This window comes from Pseudomonas putida (assembly GCF_050990305.1).
Lineage (GTDB): Bacteria > Pseudomonadota > Gammaproteobacteria > Pseudomonadales > Pseudomonadaceae > Aquipseudomonas > Aquipseudomonas putida_AH.
The window spans coordinates 234,065-249,435 of record NZ_CP158817.1 but is presented as its reverse complement, the minus strand read 5'-3'; the positions used below and the strand labels follow the sequence as shown (position 1 = coordinate 249,435).

Annotated in this window: 16 protein-coding genes; 10 read left to right on the top strand and 6 right to left on the bottom strand. The window is 58.3% G+C overall.

Going from position 1 to position 15,371, the window contains the following annotated elements; all coding sequences use genetic code 11:
- Positions 1-117 precede the first annotated feature (117 nt).
- Both cysQ and nudE read right to left on the bottom strand, forming a co-directional pair.
- On the bottom strand, positions 118-945 hold the full coding sequence (gene cysQ, locus ABTV22_RS01165) for a 3'(2'),5'-bisphosphate nucleotidase CysQ (RefSeq protein ID WP_433738173.1): 828 nt from the start codon (positions 943-945) through the stop codon (positions 118-120).
- Complete coding sequence (gene nudE, locus ABTV22_RS01160; RefSeq protein ID WP_433738172.1) at positions 942-1,508, bottom strand: ADP compounds hydrolase NudE; 567 nt, start codon at positions 1,506-1,508, stop codon at positions 942-944. Before nudE ends, cysQ begins: the two co-directional genes overlap by 4 nt.
- A gap of 89 nt (positions 1,509-1,597) precedes the next feature.
- Between nudE and yrfG the strand changes: the two genes are divergently transcribed.
- Positions 1,598-2,260, top strand: a complete 663-nt coding sequence (yrfG, locus tag ABTV22_RS01155) for a GMP/IMP nucleotidase (RefSeq protein WP_433738171.1) — start codon at positions 1,598-1,600, stop codon at positions 2,258-2,260.
- 115 nt (positions 2,261-2,375) lie between these two features.
- Here the strand turns inward: yrfG and lysM are convergent, their stop codons facing one another.
- A complete protein-coding gene (lysM, locus tag ABTV22_RS01150; protein WP_110965836.1) occupies positions 2,376-2,816 on the bottom strand; it encodes a peptidoglycan-binding protein LysM in 441 nt (146 codons plus the stop codon).
- 147 nt (positions 2,817-2,963) lie between these two features.
- On the opposite strand from lysM, the gene ABTV22_RS01145 reads away from it, so the two are divergent.
- The 4 genes from ABTV22_RS01145 to ABTV22_RS01130 all read left to right on the top strand — a co-directional run bounded on the left by ABTV22_RS01145 (position 2,964) and on the right by ABTV22_RS01130 (position 7,917).
- Positions 2,964-3,851, top strand: coding sequence for a LysR family transcriptional regulator (locus tag ABTV22_RS01145; RefSeq protein ID WP_433738169.1), 888 nt, complete (start codon positions 2,964-2,966; stop codon positions 3,849-3,851).
- A gap of 92 nt (positions 3,852-3,943) precedes the next feature.
- A complete protein-coding gene (fdhD, locus tag ABTV22_RS01140) occupies positions 3,944-4,783 on the top strand; it encodes a formate dehydrogenase accessory sulfurtransferase FdhD (RefSeq protein ID WP_433738168.1) in 840 nt (279 codons plus the stop codon).
- The gene (locus tag ABTV22_RS01135) at positions 4,780-7,128 is read left to right on the top strand and encodes an FdhF/YdeP family oxidoreductase (protein WP_433738167.1); all 2,349 of its coding nucleotides are present in this window, start codon (positions 4,780-4,782) and stop codon (positions 7,126-7,128) included. The genes fdhD and ABTV22_RS01135 overlap by 4 nt, the downstream gene beginning before the upstream one ends.
- Before the next feature lie 303 nt (positions 7,129-7,431).
- Complete coding sequence (locus tag ABTV22_RS01130; RefSeq protein ID WP_433738166.1) at positions 7,432-7,917, top strand: glycine zipper domain-containing protein; 486 nt, start codon at positions 7,432-7,434, stop codon at positions 7,915-7,917.
- A gap of 64 nt (positions 7,918-7,981) precedes the next feature.
- Here ABTV22_RS01130 and ABTV22_RS01125 read toward each other — a convergent pair whose 3' ends face one another.
- Positions 7,982-8,401: an acyl-CoA thioesterase gene (locus ABTV22_RS01125; protein ID WP_433738165.1), complete on the bottom strand. Its 420-nt coding sequence runs from the start codon at positions 8,399-8,401 to the stop codon at positions 7,982-7,984.
- 191 nt (positions 8,402-8,592) lie between these two features.
- Positions 8,593-10,521 carry a RecQ family ATP-dependent DNA helicase gene (locus tag ABTV22_RS01120; protein ID WP_433738164.1) on the bottom strand — a complete coding sequence of 643 codons (1,929 nt, stop codon included), beginning with the start codon at positions 10,519-10,521 and terminating at the stop codon, positions 8,593-8,595.
- Between the two features lie 457 nt (positions 10,522-10,978).
- Between ABTV22_RS01120 and ABTV22_RS01115 the strand changes: the two genes are divergently transcribed.
- From ABTV22_RS01115 to ABTV22_RS01095, 5 genes are all read left to right on the top strand, one after another.
- Complete coding sequence (locus ABTV22_RS01115; protein WP_433738163.1) at positions 10,979-11,269, top strand: hypothetical protein; 291 nt, start codon at positions 10,979-10,981, stop codon at positions 11,267-11,269.
- 292 nt (positions 11,270-11,561) lie between these two features.
- Complete coding sequence (locus ABTV22_RS01110; RefSeq protein ID WP_433738162.1) at positions 11,562-11,732, top strand: YhfG family protein; 171 nt, start codon at positions 11,562-11,564, stop codon at positions 11,730-11,732.
- Complete coding sequence (locus tag ABTV22_RS01105) at positions 11,732-12,340, top strand: Fic/DOC family protein (protein WP_433738161.1); 609 nt, start codon at positions 11,732-11,734, stop codon at positions 12,338-12,340. Before ABTV22_RS01110 ends, ABTV22_RS01105 begins: the two co-directional genes overlap by 1 nt.
- 36 nt (positions 12,341-12,376) lie before the next feature.
- Positions 12,377-12,730: a DUF1493 family protein gene (locus tag ABTV22_RS01100; protein ID WP_433738160.1), complete on the top strand. Its 354-nt coding sequence runs from the start codon at positions 12,377-12,379 to the stop codon at positions 12,728-12,730.
- Positions 12,731-12,773: 43 nt separating this feature from the next.
- Positions 12,774-13,628 (top strand): EamA family transporter, encoded by an 855-nt coding sequence (locus tag ABTV22_RS01095; protein WP_433741265.1) that lies wholly within the window; start codon positions 12,774-12,776, stop codon positions 13,626-13,628.
- A gap of 59 nt (positions 13,629-13,687) precedes the next feature.
- Here the strand turns inward: ABTV22_RS01095 and ABTV22_RS01090 are convergent, their stop codons facing one another.
- Positions 13,688-15,229 (bottom strand): phosphoenolpyruvate carboxykinase, encoded by a 1,542-nt coding sequence (locus ABTV22_RS01090; protein ID WP_433738159.1) that lies wholly within the window; start codon positions 15,227-15,229, stop codon positions 13,688-13,690.
- Between the last annotated feature and the right edge of the window lie 142 nt (positions 15,230-15,371).

Sequence of the window (15,371 nt, the reverse complement as noted above, 5' to 3'; positions counted from 1 at the left end):
CGAGGGGATTTATCCCCGTTGGACTGCGTAGCAGTCCCATTTTTTGGGGCCGCTTCGCCGCCCAACGGGGCGGTGCGACGTTTCGCTAAATCCCCTCACCACAAGGGTACAGCGAACTCAGGAACGTGCGAGTTGCAGCAGTTTCCCGCGCCAAGCCGCCTTCGCCGGCAACGCCAGGAAAAACGCGTTCAACAACGATTCCCGCGCCGGATAGCAGAACGGCGCACCGCTCAAATCCAGCACCTCGCCGCCAGCACCTTCCAGCACGCCTTGCGCGGCCGCCGTGTCCCACTGCGAAGTCGGCGCCAAGCGTGGATAACAATCCGCCGCCCCTTCGGCCAACAGGCAAAACTTCAGCGAGCTGCCGATATTGGCCAGTTCCAGCTCACCCAGGCCCGCGCTCAAGCCGGCCAGCAAACGCTCCTGTTCCGGGCTGGAATGACGGCGACTGGCGACCACGGTGAAGGCCTGACCCGCTGGCGGCACTTCGCGCACCTGAATCGACACCGGCTCGGTGCCCTTGTCGCCACGCCAGGCACCCAATCCGGCACCGCCCACGTAAAAGCGCCCGTTGGTCGGCATCGAAACGACGCCAAACACCACACGCCCTTGCTCGATCAATGCAATGTTGACGGTGAACTCTTCGCTGCCGGAGATGAATTCCTTGGTGCCGTCCAGCGGGTCCACCAGCCACCAGCGCTGCCATCCGGCGCGTACATTTTGGGGAATGTTGGCGTCTTCCTCGGACAGCACCGGGATGGTCGGATCCAGCGCCGTCAGCCCGGCCACAATCAGGTGATGGGCGGCCAGATCGGCGGCTGTGACTGGCGAATCGTCCGCCTTGGCAGTCACTTCGGTATTGATGCGCCAGAACGGCAGGATCGCATCGCCAGCCTTCAAGGCCAGTTCAACCACCGGCGCCATCAATGGATGGGGAAAATTCATGGCAGAAACACTCCACGCTGGGTCAACAGATCACGGGCCAGGTACAACGCTGCCAAGGCACGGCCTTCAGTGAATTGGGGGTTTTGCGCCAACGCCGACAACTCTCGCAGGTTGACTTTGCCCAGGCCCATCGGCTCTGGCTCGTCTCCTTCAAGGCGTTCTTCATACAGATCGGTCGCCAGCACGATCTGGATCTTCTGGCTCATGTAACCGGGCGACAGTGACAGTTCTGTCAAATGCTCAAGCTGCCGCGCGCCAAAGCCTGCCTCCTCTTTGAGCTCGCGCACCGCCGCCGCCAGTACATCTTCACCGGGTTCGATCAGGCCTTTGGGCAGCGACAATTCGTATTCATCCGTGCCGCCGCAGTACTCTTCCACCAACACCGCGTGATCAGCATCGAGCATCGCCACAATCATCACCGCGCCATAGCCTGCGCCTTTGCCGACCAGGCGCTCGTAGGTGCGCTCCACACCATTGGAAAAACGTAACTTCAACTCCTCGACGCAAAACAAGCGGCTGGTAGCGACGATCTCGCGGGTGAGTATGGTGGGTTTCTGGCGCATGAGCGGCTCCTGAGCGATAGCGGGTTACTATACCCGGCCTATCCTGATTGTTGTCCCTGGATACCTTTTTTATCGCTGGAGAAGTTTTTATGTCCCCGCTGCCTTGGCACGACATCGACACCGTTCTACTGGACATGGACGGCACGCTGTTGGACCTGCACTTCGACAATCATTTCTGGCTGGAGCATTTGCCACAGCGCTACGCCGAATTGCACGGGGTAAGCCGGGCCATGGCCGAGCTGGAGTTGCAGCCGTTGTTCGAACGCAACGCCGGTCAGTTGCAGTGGTATTGCCTGGATTTCTGGAGTGCCGAGCTGAAGTTGCCGGTGCGTGAACTGAAACTGGAAACCGCACACCTGATTGCCTTGCGTCCAGATGCGGACACCTTTCTGGCCGCCATCAAACGGGCCGGCAAACGCGTGGTGCTGATCACCAACGCGCACCGTGACTCGCTGTCGTTGAAACTGGAAAAGATCGAACTGGCGCCTTACTTCGAGCGCTTGATCAGCTCTCACGATTACGGTTTCCCCAAGGAAAACCCACAGTTTTGGGAAGCGTTACAAATGGACATCGATTTCGACCCGGCGCGCAGCCTGTTCATCGACGACACCTTGCCGATACTGCGCAGTGCTCGGGATTTCGGTGTAGCGCATTTGCTGGCCGTGAGCGAACCCGACAGTCGCAAAGGACCGAAGGACACCGCAGAATTTGCGGCGGTGGGGGATTATCGGGATTTGATTGCTGGGCTTTAGATCGAGTCGCCTGCTTCGCGGGCAAGCCTCGCTCCTACGGGATTTATGTCGTTAACAAATGACGATCCTGTAGGTGCGAGGCTTGCCCGCGAAGGCCATCACGCGGTCTTGAACCTTACTCGGGAATCCGCAACGACTGCCCCGGATAAATCTTGTCCGGATGGGACAACATCGGTTTGTTGGCTTCAAAGATTTTGTTGTACAGGTTGGCATCACCATACACACGCTTGGAAATGGCGCTGAGGGTGTCGCCCTTCACAACGGTGACAAACACGGCGGCCTTCACGACTGGCCCAGTCACGGTGATCTGATCATCCACGCTGCCGACACCGGCAATATTGCCCACGGCCAGCAGAATTTTTTCTTTCTCCTCCTGACTGCCTACCTCGCCGGTCACAGTGACTTTGTCGCCATCAACCGTCGCCTGTACATTCGGATTACCCAGGCCAACTTTACTGATGTGATCTTTCAACTGCTCACTGGCATTGGCATTACCGGGCGTCAACAAATCCAGCAGTTTTTCGCCTGCCTCTTTCACAAAGCTTAAAAGACTCATCGTTTGCTCTCCCTGGAAAGTTAGTTGTCCAGACGTCAAAGCCTAGACCACCATTGCAAAACCCGGCCTTAACCCGACCAATGACGCCGCTTGGCGCCAAGCGATAGAATCCGCCCCTGTTTACCCCCGAATCCTCCTGGAGCGAAGATGGACATCAAGCAGCTGAAATTCCTCATCGCTCTGGACGAAACCCGGCACTTCGGCCAAGCCGCCGCGCGTTGCCACATCACCCAGCCAACGCTGTCCATGCGCCTGCGCAACCTCGAAGAAGAACTCGAGCTGCCACTGGTCAATCGTGGGCAGCGTTTCGAAGGCTTCACCGCACCGGGTGAACGGGTGCTGGCCTGGGCGCGTACCGTGTTGGCGGCTTACGACGGCTTGTACGCCGAAGCAGCGGCCTGTCGCGGCAACCTGGTCGGCACCTTGCGCCTGGGAGTCGTGCCGCTGTCGAGTTTCGACCCATTACCGCTGTTGCAGCGTCTGCATGCACAACACCCCAACCTGCGCTTCGAGCTCTCGTCATTGAGTTCGGAGCAAATCCTCGAACAGTTGGCGAACAACCGCCTGGATCTCGGTGTGTCGTACCTCGAACGCCTGGATACCGACCACTTCGAATCGTTCGCCTTCAGCGAAACCCGCATGGGCCTGCTTTACGATCAACGCTTCTTCACCTTTGGCCAGGCGCCACTGAGCTGGGAATCGTTGATCGAGCTGCCGCTGGGCATGCTCACCAGCGGCATGCACTTCCGTCAGTCCATCGACCACAACTTCCACAGCCGCGGCCTGACCCCTCAGCCTCTCTTGCAGACCGATGCCGTGCATCAGCTGCTACAAGCCGTGCACGGCGGCTTGTGCTGTGCCGTGATGCCATTGGACAGCAGCCTGGAAGGCCTGACGGAGGATTTGCGCCTGCAACCGATCGAAAACGCACAAACCCTGGGCCGGCTGGGCCTGATCATGCGCCGCAGCGCACCGCGCTCAGCACTGGCAGAAGCCTGTTTTGCGATTTATCAGCAATCGCTGGCGGGCAGTTGATCGACGGCATCTATCGGCAGATCAGTAATAGCGATTAGACGCGACACTTTGCCGCGCCTAGTCTTAAGGCTGATCAAACCGTCGGTGATGCCATGAACGACAAGCGCCCTGCCTGCCCGGCGCCTGCCCTCGAAACGCCAGCGCCTGCTGCCAGCCAGACTTACAGCTACAGCAATATTGAACACTCCGAATCGGCCAGCACCGCGCTGGCCGAGGAAGTGGCGTTGGCGATTGCCTATAACGGCATCAGCCAGGCCGTCATGCTGGTAACGCCCTCGGACCTTGAAGACTTCATCGTCGGCTTCAGCCTGGGCAGCGGCATCATCCAGGACGCCACTGACATTTATGACCTGCAGCTCAGTGGTGCAGGCTCGGCGCAGTACGCGCAGGTGACCATCGCCAACCGTGCGTTCTGGAACCTCAAACAGCAGCGTCGACAACTGGCCGGCACCAGCGGTTGCGGGCTCTGCGGTGTCGAAGCGGTCGAACAGGCACTGCCGGATCTGAAGGTGTTGCCGGGTGCGCCGCTGCCACCGATCGAATGGCTGGACGGTTTGCGCCAGCGCATCGGTGCGTTCCAGCCCCTGGGTCAGTACAGCGGGGCGGTGCACGCAGCCGTGTTCATGAACGACAAGGGTGAGTTGTTGCTAGGTCGTGAAGACATCGGCCGGCACAACGCCCTCGACAAGCTGATCGGCGGCTTGATTCGTCGCAATATTGCGCTCACCGGCGGCCTGGTGATTGTCACCAGCCGGTGCAGCCTCGAATTGATCCAGAAAGTGTTGCGCGCAGGCATCCAGACCCTGGTCAGCCTGTCGTCGCCCACAGGCCTGGCCGTGCAATGGGCCCGTCGCCACAACCTCAATCTCATCCATCTGCCACAAAAGAATGCGCCACGGGTCTACAGCCCGGCTTTGGAGAACCAAGCGTGAGTCAACACCGTCAAGCCGACCAGACACCCGTTCCCCGCTACAAACCCTACAAAGGCGCCGCCGGAGGCTGGGGCGCACTGATCAGCGTCGCCCAGGCCTGGCTGACCAGCGACAACGCGCTGAAGAACCTGCGCATGATGCTCAAGACCAACAAGAACGGTGGCTTCGACTGCCCCGGTTGCGCCTGGGGCGATTCGCTGGAAGGCGGCATGGTGGCGTTCTGCGAGAACGGCGCTAAAGCGGTGAACTGGGAAGCGACCAAGCGTCGTGTCGACGGTAAGTTCTTCGCCAAACACAGCGTCACCTCGTTGCTGGAGCAAAGTGATTACTGGCTCGAATACCAGGGCCGACTGACTGAGCCACTGGTGTACAACGCCGAAACCGATCGCTACCAGCCCATCAGTTGGGACGATGCCTTTGCCTTGATCGCCAAGCATTTACGTGGCCTGTCGAGCCCCGATCAGGCCGAGTTCTACACCTCGGGACGTGCCAGTAACGAAGCGGCCTTCCTGTATCAATTGTTCGTGCGTGCTTACGGCACCAACAACTTCCCTGATTGCTCGAACATGTGCCATGAGGCCAGCGGTGTCGCGTTGTCGCAGAGCGTTGGCGTCGGCAAAGGCACCGTGACCTTCGACGACTTCGAACACGCCGATGCGATTTTCGTCTGGGGCCAGAACCCCGGTACCAACCACCCACGGATGCTCGAGCCGCTGCGTGAAGCGGTGAAACGTGGTGCGCAAGTGGTGTGCATCAACCCGCTCAAGGAGCGGGGCCTGGAGCGCTTCCAGCACCCGCAACACCCGATCGAAATGCTCACCAACGGCGACAAGCCGACCAACACCGCTTACTTCCGCCCGGCACTGGGCGGTGACATGGCGATCATGCGCGGCATGGCCAAGTTCCTGCTGCAATGGGAGCGCGAAGCACAGAAGGCTGGTGCCCCGGCGGTGTTCGATCACGCCTTCCTCAACGAACACAGCGTCAACGTACTGGATTACCTGGCGGTCATCGACGATACGCCTTGGGAGCAGATCGTCGAGCAATCGGGCCTGACCCTGGTTGAAATCGAGCAAGCGGCGCGTATGTACGTCAAAGGCAAGAACGTCATCATGTGCTGGGCCATGGGCATTACCCAGCATCGCCACTCGGTGGCGACCATCCAGGAAATCGCCAACTTGCAGCTGCTGCGCGGCAACATTGGCCGCCCAGGCGCCGGCCTGTGCCCGGTGCGTGGCCACAGCAACGTGCAGGGCGATCGGACCATGGGCATCAACGAGCGCCCGCCTGTAGCCTTCCTCGATGCGCTGGAGCGTCGTTTCCAGTTCAAGGTGCCCCGTGAGAATGGCCACAATGTGGTCGAAGCGATTCACGCCATGGCCGAAGGTCGGGCAAAAGTGTTTATCGCCCTGGGCGGCAACTTCGCCCAAGCCACCCCCGACAGCCCACGCACTTTCCAGGCCCTGCGCAACTGCGACCTGACCGTACAGATCAGCACCAAGCTCAACCGCAGCCATCTGACCCACGGTAAAGACGCGCTGATTCTGCCGTGCCTGGGCCGCACCGATATCGACCGGCAAGCCGAAGGTCCCCAAGCAGTGACTGTCGAGGACTCGTTCAGCATGGTCCACGCCTCCAATGGCCAGTTGGAACCGCTGTCGAATCAGATGCGCTCGGAGCCAGCGATTCTTGCAGGTATTGCCGCTGCCACGCTGGGCAACCACCCGGTGGACTGGAACTGGCTGGTGGCGGACTACAGGCGCATTCGCGACCTGATTGCCGAGACCATCCCCAACTTCAAGGACTTCAACGAGAAGATCAAAAACAAGGGCGGGTTTTACCTCGGCAACACGGCCGGCGCGCGCAAGTGGAGCACCGCTTCAGGCCGGGCCAATTTCCGTCCCAACGCACTGCCAAAGGACCTGGTGCACGAACGCACCCGCGCCACCGGCAAATTGCCAGACCTGATCCTGCAATCGATGCGCTCCCACGATCAGTACAACACGACGATCTATGGCCTCAATGACCGCTATCGCGGGGTGAAAGGTCAGCGTGACGTGTTGTTCGTCAATGAAGCTGACATCATTCGCCTAGGCTTCAAGCCAGGGCAAAAGGCTGACATCGTTTCGCTATGGGATGACGGCGTTGAGCGTCGAGTGAAAGGCTTTACTCTGCTAGCGTTCGATATCCCGGCCGGGCAAGCGGCGGCGTACTATCCGGAAGTGAATCCGCTGGTACCGTTGGAAAGCACTGGGGATGGTAGTCATACGCCAACGTCAAAATTCGTGGCGATCCGGTTGGAAGCGGCGAGTGAGACGGGGTTGATCATGGCCCGGTCGGCCTGACGCAAAATCAAAAGATCGCAGCCTTCGGCAGCTCCTACACCGATCACTGTAGGAGCTGCCGAAGGCTGCGATCTTTTGGCATCATGGCTGCCACAACAACTTTCCAAACGCCCACAAAAAAGGCCGTTTTTTCACAAAAACGGCCAGTCCGAAGTAGCTAAAGACCGGCGAAAATCACTAAAGTTCCGTCTAAAAAACAGTAACTTATAGAAATGTGCTGAAGTCGTGTTACTCGTCGGATTTCGATTGTCACGCCCATGCCACAGCCTCAGGATCGCGGCGTCATCCCCTTGAGGTTCCTCCATGAAGTACTCCTCGATTCTCTTGTTGTCCCTTGGCTTGATCAGTGGCGTTGCCTCTGCTGGCGGCAATACCGAAGCAGGTGTGGGCGGCGCATTGGGCGGGGTTCTAGGCTCGGTCGTCGGCCAGTCGCTTGGCGGCAACACTGGTTCCACTATCGGCGCGGCCTTGGGCGGTGCGGGTGGTAGTGCCGTCGGCGCAAACAAACACAGCCGTGGCGAAGCGGCCATTGGCGGTGCGTTGGGCGCAGCAGGCGGTAACGTGGTCGGCCGCAGCATGGGCGGTACCACCGGTAGCCTGATCGGCTCCGCGGCAGGCGGCGGTGCAGGCGGCGCGCTGGGTAACTACATGGGCAACAAGGCCGATGATGAAGACGACAACGATAGCCACCACGGTGGCCGTCGCTACTACCGTGATGACTATCGTCATGACCGTGGCCACCACTACGGCCACCGCAAGCACCACAGATACTGGCGCGATCGCGACTAACCCTAGTGGTTTCGCGCACTGCTAAAAAATCGCAGCCCGAGGGCTGCGATTTTTTTTGTCCGGACTAAACCACCAAACGCTCCAGGGCGTTGCGCAATCCCGTTGGAATCGCCACCGGTTGGTTTGAGGCACGATCGACAAACACATGAACAAAACGCCCTGCTGCGCAGGCCTCGTCCTCCCCTTGCTTGAACACCGCCAACTCATACTGCACTGAGCTATTGCCCAATTTGCCGACCCGCAGACCGATCTCGATCCGGTCCGGGAAGGCGATGGAAGCAAAGTAATCGCACGCCGAACTCACCACGAAACCCACCACCTCGCCATCGTGAATATCCAGACCGCCGACCTCGATCAGGTAGGTGTTCACCGCCGTGTCGAAGAAGCTGTAGTAGGTGACGTTGTTGACGTGGCCGTAGGCGTCATTGTCATGCCAGCGCGTGGTGATGGGTTGGAAGTGCGGGTAGTCGGTGCGTTGGGGCATTGTGTTGGTTCCTGGGATGGGTCGCCAGTTCCGGGCGAAGTTCCTGTTGTAATTATCGCGGCCAGACGCGAAATCTGCGTTCTCCGCATCCCCTGTAGGAGCTGCCGTAGGCTGCGATCTTTTGATTTGCCTTTGAAAAGTACAAAAGATCGTCCGAACGCGGCCAGAACCTTCGGCAGCGCCTACATAGATCAGAGGTGCGCTTTAGCCCACGACCTTACTTCGGCATAAGGGTAATCTTCCAGCACGGCAAACCCCGTAATCGTCCGCGCCTTGAGCTTGGTAAACAACGGCACGCTAATCCCGCACAAAAACCGCGTCACGCGCTCGGCAGATGGCACATTCCCCGTGTGTTGTTCATGCCTGTGGATAAAGTCACCACACAACGCGGCGAAGTTTTTATCCACAAGGGCTGGCAAAGCCGGTGGCTCTGGCAGCCGCGCCACTTGCCCATGGCACACCGAACAATGTCCGCACTGCATGGGCGCATTTTCATCGCCGAAGTACTCAGCCAAGCGATACCCCAGGCAACGGTCAGTGGCGAAAAGATCCAGCATGGCGTGAATTCGTGCGATTTCGGTTTGCTCATGCCGAACGAAGTAAGCATGCAGCTCCTCACTCAGCACGGGGCTATCAAAGTCCGTTTGCAGCAGGTTGTAGACCTCGGTCATCAGCTTGCTTTCAAGCTCGACCCAGCCCTTCTCCTGGAAGTAATCCAGCGCCTTGACCACCCTTTCGCGTTCTGCCTGATGCTGCTCGTACAACGCCTGGAAATTCACCGTGGCCCAGGTACGGGCACGGCTCGAAGTCTGGATGATCGCCGCAACGAAATCCCTGCGCTCGCCTTCAAAACGGGCCAGCAGTGCCTCGGGCTCCAGCAAATACTTGAAACGGTACTCGGCGTAATACGCGTAACGAGGGGCGATGATTGCACGCAGCTCCAGCTGCACCAGCAAGGTCTTGAGTGGAAGCTGGCGAATGTTGCTGTTGTCTGCCAGCGGCCCCAAAAGAAACTCCCACTGCCCTTCGGGCGCGCAGGCTTGCAACTCATCGAGTACACGACGTATGCCATCGCGCTCAGGCGTATCGCCGTAGACGAAGTTTTCCAGCACGTTGAGGCTGTCGCGGTTAGCCAGTACCAGGCAATCGGACGGTTGCCCGTCTCGCCCGGCGCGGCCGATTTCCTGGCTGTAGTTTTCGATGGATTTGGGCAGGTCGAAATGCACCACGTTGCGGATGTCGCTCTTATCGATACCCATGCCAAACGCGATGGTGGCGACGATGCAATTGGACTGCCCGGCCATGAAGCGCTTCTGGATGTCTTCGCGCTGATCATTGGGCAAACCGGCATGATAGGCCTCGGCCTGAATGCCGTTGCGCGTCAGATGTTCGGCGATGTGTTCGGCGGTTTTTTGCAGGGTGACGTAGACGATGCTCGGCTGGTCCGGGCGTTTACTCATCCACTCGACGAGGCGTCGGCGCTTGTCTTGTCCCCGCACCGGCTCCACCCATAGATTCAGATTCGGCCGGTAAAAGCCGGTGGTCACCACGTCTTCGGCAGCGATGGCGAATTTGGTCTGCATGTCGGCGATCACCTTGGGTGTCGCGGTGGCCGTCAGCAATAGAACCTGAGGGATGTTGAACTGGTGTTGGTAGTCCGGAAGCTTGAGGTAATCAGGACGGAAGTTATGACCCCACTCCGAAATGCAGTGCGCCTCGTCCACGACAAGCAACGAAATGGGCACTTGCTGCAAAAAGTGTCGGAAGCGTTCGTTCTTCAGACGCTCCACGGAAATCATCAGGATCTTCAACTCGCCGGACCTGGCACGGGCCATTACATTGCTGGCGTCATCGCGGCTCTGGGTCGAATCGATACTGCCCGCGGCAATGCCATGGCGTTGCAGGAACGCCAACTGATCCTGCATTAACGCCAACAGCGGCGAGACCACCAGCGTCAGGTGCGGCAGCATTACCGCCGATAACTGGTAGCACAAGGATTTGCCGGAGCCGGTGGGGAAAATCGCCGCCGCCGAGCGACCGGCCAGCACCGCGCTGATGGCCGTTTCTTGACCGGGTCGAAACTGTGGATAACCGAAAACCTGTTCCAGGGTGTTGTGCATAAGCTGTCACTCCATTGACCGCTGCGGTGAGCAAAGCCTAGTCGGCGATGGCAGCGAGTCGAGAAAAGGTCGGGGGCAAAACGATACGGGATGATACAGCGGATGGCTTGAGTGCATGGCAAGGCTTGGGCAAGCGATTGACTGGAAAATCGCTATCGCAATGACGTCAGCACTTTCACGAAATAAAAGCCCTACGACTTCTGAGGCACCCTCAACCGAGACCTCTCGCGCCCTGACTGACAACCCCGTAGGTATTTTTACCCTTGGCAGTTACACGGTAAAAACCTGCCATCAACACGTAGTCCTTTTCCTCAAAAACCGACAAAAACCCTACAAAACCTGTCCATCACGGCCGTCTTGTCGCACGGGAACACACCCCTCTATAGTCTCCGCCGCGGCTGAAAACAGTGTCTCGGCCTGCCGGGAACACTTGCCGATTTCGCTCAGGACCCACTCGATGAACAACGCCGATCCACTGACCGACCGCTACCGCCCGCTCAAGTCCAGTTACAGCGAAACACCCGTGCTGGTCGTCGATACCGAGGCCGATCCCTTCGAGATCCTCGACGCCGCCCGCCAACGCATCCGCGCCGCCAGCGATCTGCTCGAAACCCTGTATTGCTTGTGCTTCAAACAAGCCGACGCCAGCGACATTCCCAACATTGTCAGCGCGCTGTACCTGCTCACCCAAGACGGCAACGACCTACTGGACATAGCCCACCAGCGCCTGCCCAAAACCACCCGCTGACCCCATTCCCCTGTAGGAGCGAGCGATGCGGCGACCCGACTTGTCCGCGAAGTATGCTGCCAACGCTTTTTTGTATCGGTACGCTCTAAGGCGGCAATGAAGTAGATAAGTGGCATATTCTGGCTGTTAAAGCGTATTACAGCTGGAATAATGGCAGTTCATACATGGCAATCGCGGTCTTGTTCCCATGTTGCGCGCGGAAATGATCAACCTCCGCGAAACATCAAAAATACCGGTCTGTCGATCAAGCCCTTTGAGCTACGCTGGTTCATTGCACCAAGAGACAGATGTCATGAGCGAACTGACTTTTCAGCAAAAGCAGGATTATTACGACAAAGTGCGCCGCTCAAACTATCTGGCGAGTTTGCGCCTTGAAGGCTTCGACACTTCCCGTGCAGACGCGGAAAAACCGCTGCCAACGCGGGAGTCGGTGCTCGAAAAATACCGTCAAAATCCACGTTAATGGTGGACAAATATGGGGTTGGACAAGACCCCTATTGCTACCCAAATAGCGGCGTTCTGCGTAACCTGCTGAATATTCAAGACGAAGAACAGCTGCAAAAAGCGGAACGAGAACTCTCAGAAATCGCAGTAAGCAATTTTCGTCTCCTCCCCCCTCCGTACGACCTTAACCTTTTACAGCACATTCATAAGACACTGTTTGCAGATGTCTACGAATGGGCGGGATTACGGCGAACAGTCAACAACCGTAAAGACGACACCCTCTTTTGCGCTGCAGAGCGCATCGACCCTGAAGCCGGGAAAATTTTTAAGATTATGGAGCGTGCTTCATGGTTTGTTGGAACCAACAAAGCAGAACTAGTAAAAAACATTGCTGAGTCGTACGGTGACCTGAATGTCGTTCACCCTTTTCGCGAAGGCAATGGTCGCGCTCAGCGAATTCTGTTCGAACAAATCATCATCAACGCTGGGTTTGCAGTTGATTGGTGGTTGATAAAAGATGCTGCCTGGGTTCCTGCGAACATAGCTGCGGTGGCCTGCGACTACCGTGGTCTCGAAGCTATTTTCGAGCATTGCATTGGTGACCCTTTGAACGCTCCACTCTCCTGAACTAACCCGTTCCGCTCCAGCATCGGACTCCCCGCAATGAACCTCGCCCCAGACTTCCCCGACGACCCCACCATGCGCCAGCTCATGCAGCTGCTCCACGAAGTAATCGGCCTGCCCGAACGTAAAACCATCCGCCTCACCACCTCGATCAATTTCGACCTCGGCTGCAATGGTGCCGATGCGCAACATCTGATCGAAATCCTGGAAGAGCAGTTCGCCATCGATTTCGTGGATTACGACTGTTATCGCTATTTCCAACCCGACAGCTACGATATGTATCTAAAGCGTAAAGCCAAGGGTCGTGGAGAGAAGGAACCATTGACCATCGGCATGCTCTACCGGGCTTTCAAGGCCCAACGCTGGGACACTCGGGAGCTTGAAGGCCTGTAACGTCCCAGATACATCATGATAAGGACATTGCGTGGACGTTCTGATGGGTTTGCTGGCTGCCTTGCTGTGGGGCGGTACGGATTTTCTGGTGGGCTTGAATGCTCGCGCTGTCGGCGTCAAACGCGCCGTTTACTTCGGTCAAGCGCTGGGCTTCACCATCATGAGCCTGCTGCTGATCGCCTTCCCGGTATTCATTCTGCGATCCATGGCAGCACCTCTGGATATCTGGCTGTTCGGGATTGTCGCTGCAGTACTGACCGTATCTGGCGCCCTGGCCTTATCCAAGGCCTTCGCCCTCGGCAAAGCCTCGATTGTGGCGCCGCTGGTGACCTCATACGGCGTGGTAACCACGCTGCTGTCCTGGGCCGGTGGCGAACAGATCAGCCAGCTGCAGCTGGCGTGTATTGCGTTGTGCGTAGTGGGCGTGGTCCTTTCCAGCATTCATTCCGACCCAGAAGTGCCACACACCACTTCGGCGAACAGTTCCGTTGCCTACGCGCTGTTGGCGGCCTTTTTCTATGGCTCCAGTTTCTGGCTGCAAGGCCAATTCGTCCTGCCAAAACTTGGCCCGGTGACCATGCTATGGCTCGCCTATCTGGTGGGCCTGATCGTATTGGTAGCGATTGTCCTGCGGATCGACGACGGTCTGAAAATTCCACCGCTGAAAAACTGCATGACATTGACCGGCGCGAGCCTGATGAACCTCGGTGGTTTTTCAGCGTTCGCCTGGGGTGCGGTGGCCGGCTCGGTGTCGGTGGTGACGGTGATCAGCACCTTGTCCGGCGGCATCGCGGCCATTCTGGGTTACATGTTTTTCAAGGAGCGGTTGGGCAAGGTGCAGGTACTGGGGGTGGTGCTGGTGTTGGCCGGAGCGTTTGTACTGCACCTCAAAACCTGAATCTGGCCCACAAAAAAACCGCCCCTGAGGGCGGTTTTTTCATTGCGTCAAACCAACGCTTACAACTTAGGACCCGCAGCCTTGATCGCGTCGCTCACGTCGAACTTCTTGAAGTTCTCGATGAACAGGCCGGCCAGTGCTTTGGCGGCTTCGTCGTAGGCGGCTTTGTCGGCCCAGGTGTTGCGTGGGTTCAGCAGGCCAGTCTCAACGCCCGGTACGGCCTTCGGCACGTCGAGGTTGATGGTGTCCAGGTGCTCGGTCTCGGCACCGATCAGAGCACCGCTCTGGATCGCTGCGATCACGCCACGGGTGGTCGGGATGTTGAAGCGCTTGCCGACGCCGTAGCCACCACCAGTCCAGCCAGTGTTGACCAGGTAAACCTTGGAACCGAAGCCATTGATGCGCTTGATCAGCAGCTCAGCGTACTCACCAGCCGGACGCGGGAAGAACGGTGCACCGAAGCAGGTGGAGAAGGTCGACTTGATGCCGCCGCCCGAGCCCATTTCGGTCGAACCGACCAGTGCGGTGTAGCCGGACAGGAAGTGATAGGCCGCCTGCTCGTTGTTCAGGATCGACACAGGCGGCAGTACGCCGGTCAGGTCGCAGGTCAGGAAGATCACAGCGTTAGGCTCGCCACCGAGGTTCGCTTCAGAACGCTTGGCAACGTGCTCCAGCGGGTAGGCGGCGCGGCTGTTCTGGGTCAGGCTGACATCGGCGTAGTCGGCGTGCTTGGCGTCGTCGATCACGACGTTTTCCAAGACTGCGCCGTGCTTGATGGCTTTCCAGATGACCGGCTCGTTTTTCTCGGACAGGTCGATGCACTTGGCGTAGCAGCCGCCTTCCATGTTGAAGACAACGCCTTCGCCCCAACCGTGTTCGTCGTCACCGATCAGGTAACGGCTTTCGTCGGCGGACAGGGTGGTTTTACCAGTACCCGACAGACCGAAGAACAGGGTTACGTCGCCAGCTTCGCCGATGTTGGCGGCGCAGTGCATTGGCAGCACGTCAGCGGCCGGCAGCAGGAAGTTCTGCACCGAGAACATGGCTTTCTTCATTTCACCGGCATAACGCATGCCGGCGATCAGCACTTTCTTCTGGGCGAAGTTGATGATCACGCAACCATCGGAGTTGGTGCCATCACGCTCAGGTACGCACTCGAAGTTGGCAACGTTCAGGACCTGCCATTCTTCGCGGCCAGCCGGGTTGTACTGCTCAGGGTTGATGAACAGGCAACGGCCGAACAGGTTCTGCCAAGCGGTCTGGGTGGTCATCTTCACGGCCAGGTAGTGCTCGGAAGCCGCACCTACATGCACGTGGGAAACGAAATGCTCTTGCGCGTTGTTGAATGCCTCAACGCGAGCCCACAGGGCGTCGAACTTGTCGGCCGGGAACTTGCGGTTGATCGGGCCCCAGGCAATAGCAGCCTGGGTGCTTGGCTCTTCAACAATGAAACGGTCAACTGGCGAACGGCCGGTACGGTGACCGGTACGAACAACCAGTGCGCCGGTATCGGCAAGCTCGCCTTCACCGCGGTTGAGGGCTTCTTTAACCAGATCATCAACACTCAGATCGGTGTACACGGCGTTATTGGCTTGCGTCATGAGGTTCCCCGTCGGCCAGTGGCCGAGTGCTCCAAACGTTTTTGTAGTAGAAAGTCGTGCACTACTACCGCGAAAAAAGTGGGCCGGATTATGCCAGAAAAGCCCAAAAAGAGTAGGCCCCTCCTGTCGTAACGGCGTTAAT

Bases quoted from the DNA above. Each gene is read 5' to 3' on its own strand.
- ABTV22_RS01125 (WP_433738165.1), bottom strand. From the start codon at position 8,401: ATGCCCCAACGCACCGACTACCCGCACTTCCAACCCATCACCACGCGC.
- ABTV22_RS01090 (WP_433738159.1), bottom strand. From the start codon at position 15,229: ATGACGCAAGCCAATAACGCCGTGTACACCGATCTGAGTGTTGATGAT.
- cysQ (WP_433738173.1), bottom strand. From the start codon at position 945: ATGAATTTTCCCCATCCATTGATGGCGCCGGTGGTTGAACTGGCCTTG.
- ABTV22_RS01130 (WP_433738166.1), top strand. From the start codon at position 7,432: ATGAAGTACTCCTCGATTCTCTTGTTGTCCCTTGGCTTGATCAGTGGC.
- ABTV22_RS01120 (WP_433738164.1), bottom strand. From the start codon at position 10,521: ATGCACAACACCCTGGAACAGGTTTTCGGTTATCCACAGTTTCGACCC.
- ABTV22_RS01095 (WP_433741265.1), top strand. From the start codon at position 12,774: ATGGGTTTGCTGGCTGCCTTGCTGTGGGGCGGTACGGATTTTCTGGTG.
- nudE (WP_433738172.1), bottom strand. From the start codon at position 1,508: ATGCGCCAGAAACCCACCATACTCACCCGCGAGATCGTCGCTACCAGC.
- yrfG (WP_433738171.1), top strand. From the start codon at position 1,598: ATGTCCCCGCTGCCTTGGCACGACATCGACACCGTTCTACTGGACATG.
- ABTV22_RS01145 (WP_433738169.1), top strand. From the start codon at position 2,964: ATGGACATCAAGCAGCTGAAATTCCTCATCGCTCTGGACGAAACCCGG.
- ABTV22_RS01100 (WP_433738160.1), top strand. From the start codon at position 12,377: ATGAACCTCGCCCCAGACTTCCCCGACGACCCCACCATGCGCCAGCTC.
- fdhD (WP_433738168.1), top strand. From the start codon at position 3,944: ATGAACGACAAGCGCCCTGCCTGCCCGGCGCCTGCCCTCGAAACGCCA.
- ABTV22_RS01115 (WP_433738163.1), top strand. From the start codon at position 10,979: ATGAACAACGCCGATCCACTGACCGACCGCTACCGCCCGCTCAAGTCC.
- ABTV22_RS01105 (WP_433738161.1), top strand. From the start codon at position 11,732: ATGGTGGACAAATATGGGGTTGGACAAGACCCCTATTGCTACCCAAAT.
- lysM (WP_110965836.1), bottom strand. From the start codon at position 2,816: ATGAGTCTTTTAAGCTTTGTGAAAGAGGCAGGCGAAAAACTGCTGGAT.
- ABTV22_RS01110 (WP_433738162.1), top strand. From the start codon at position 11,562: ATGAGCGAACTGACTTTTCAGCAAAAGCAGGATTATTACGACAAAGTG.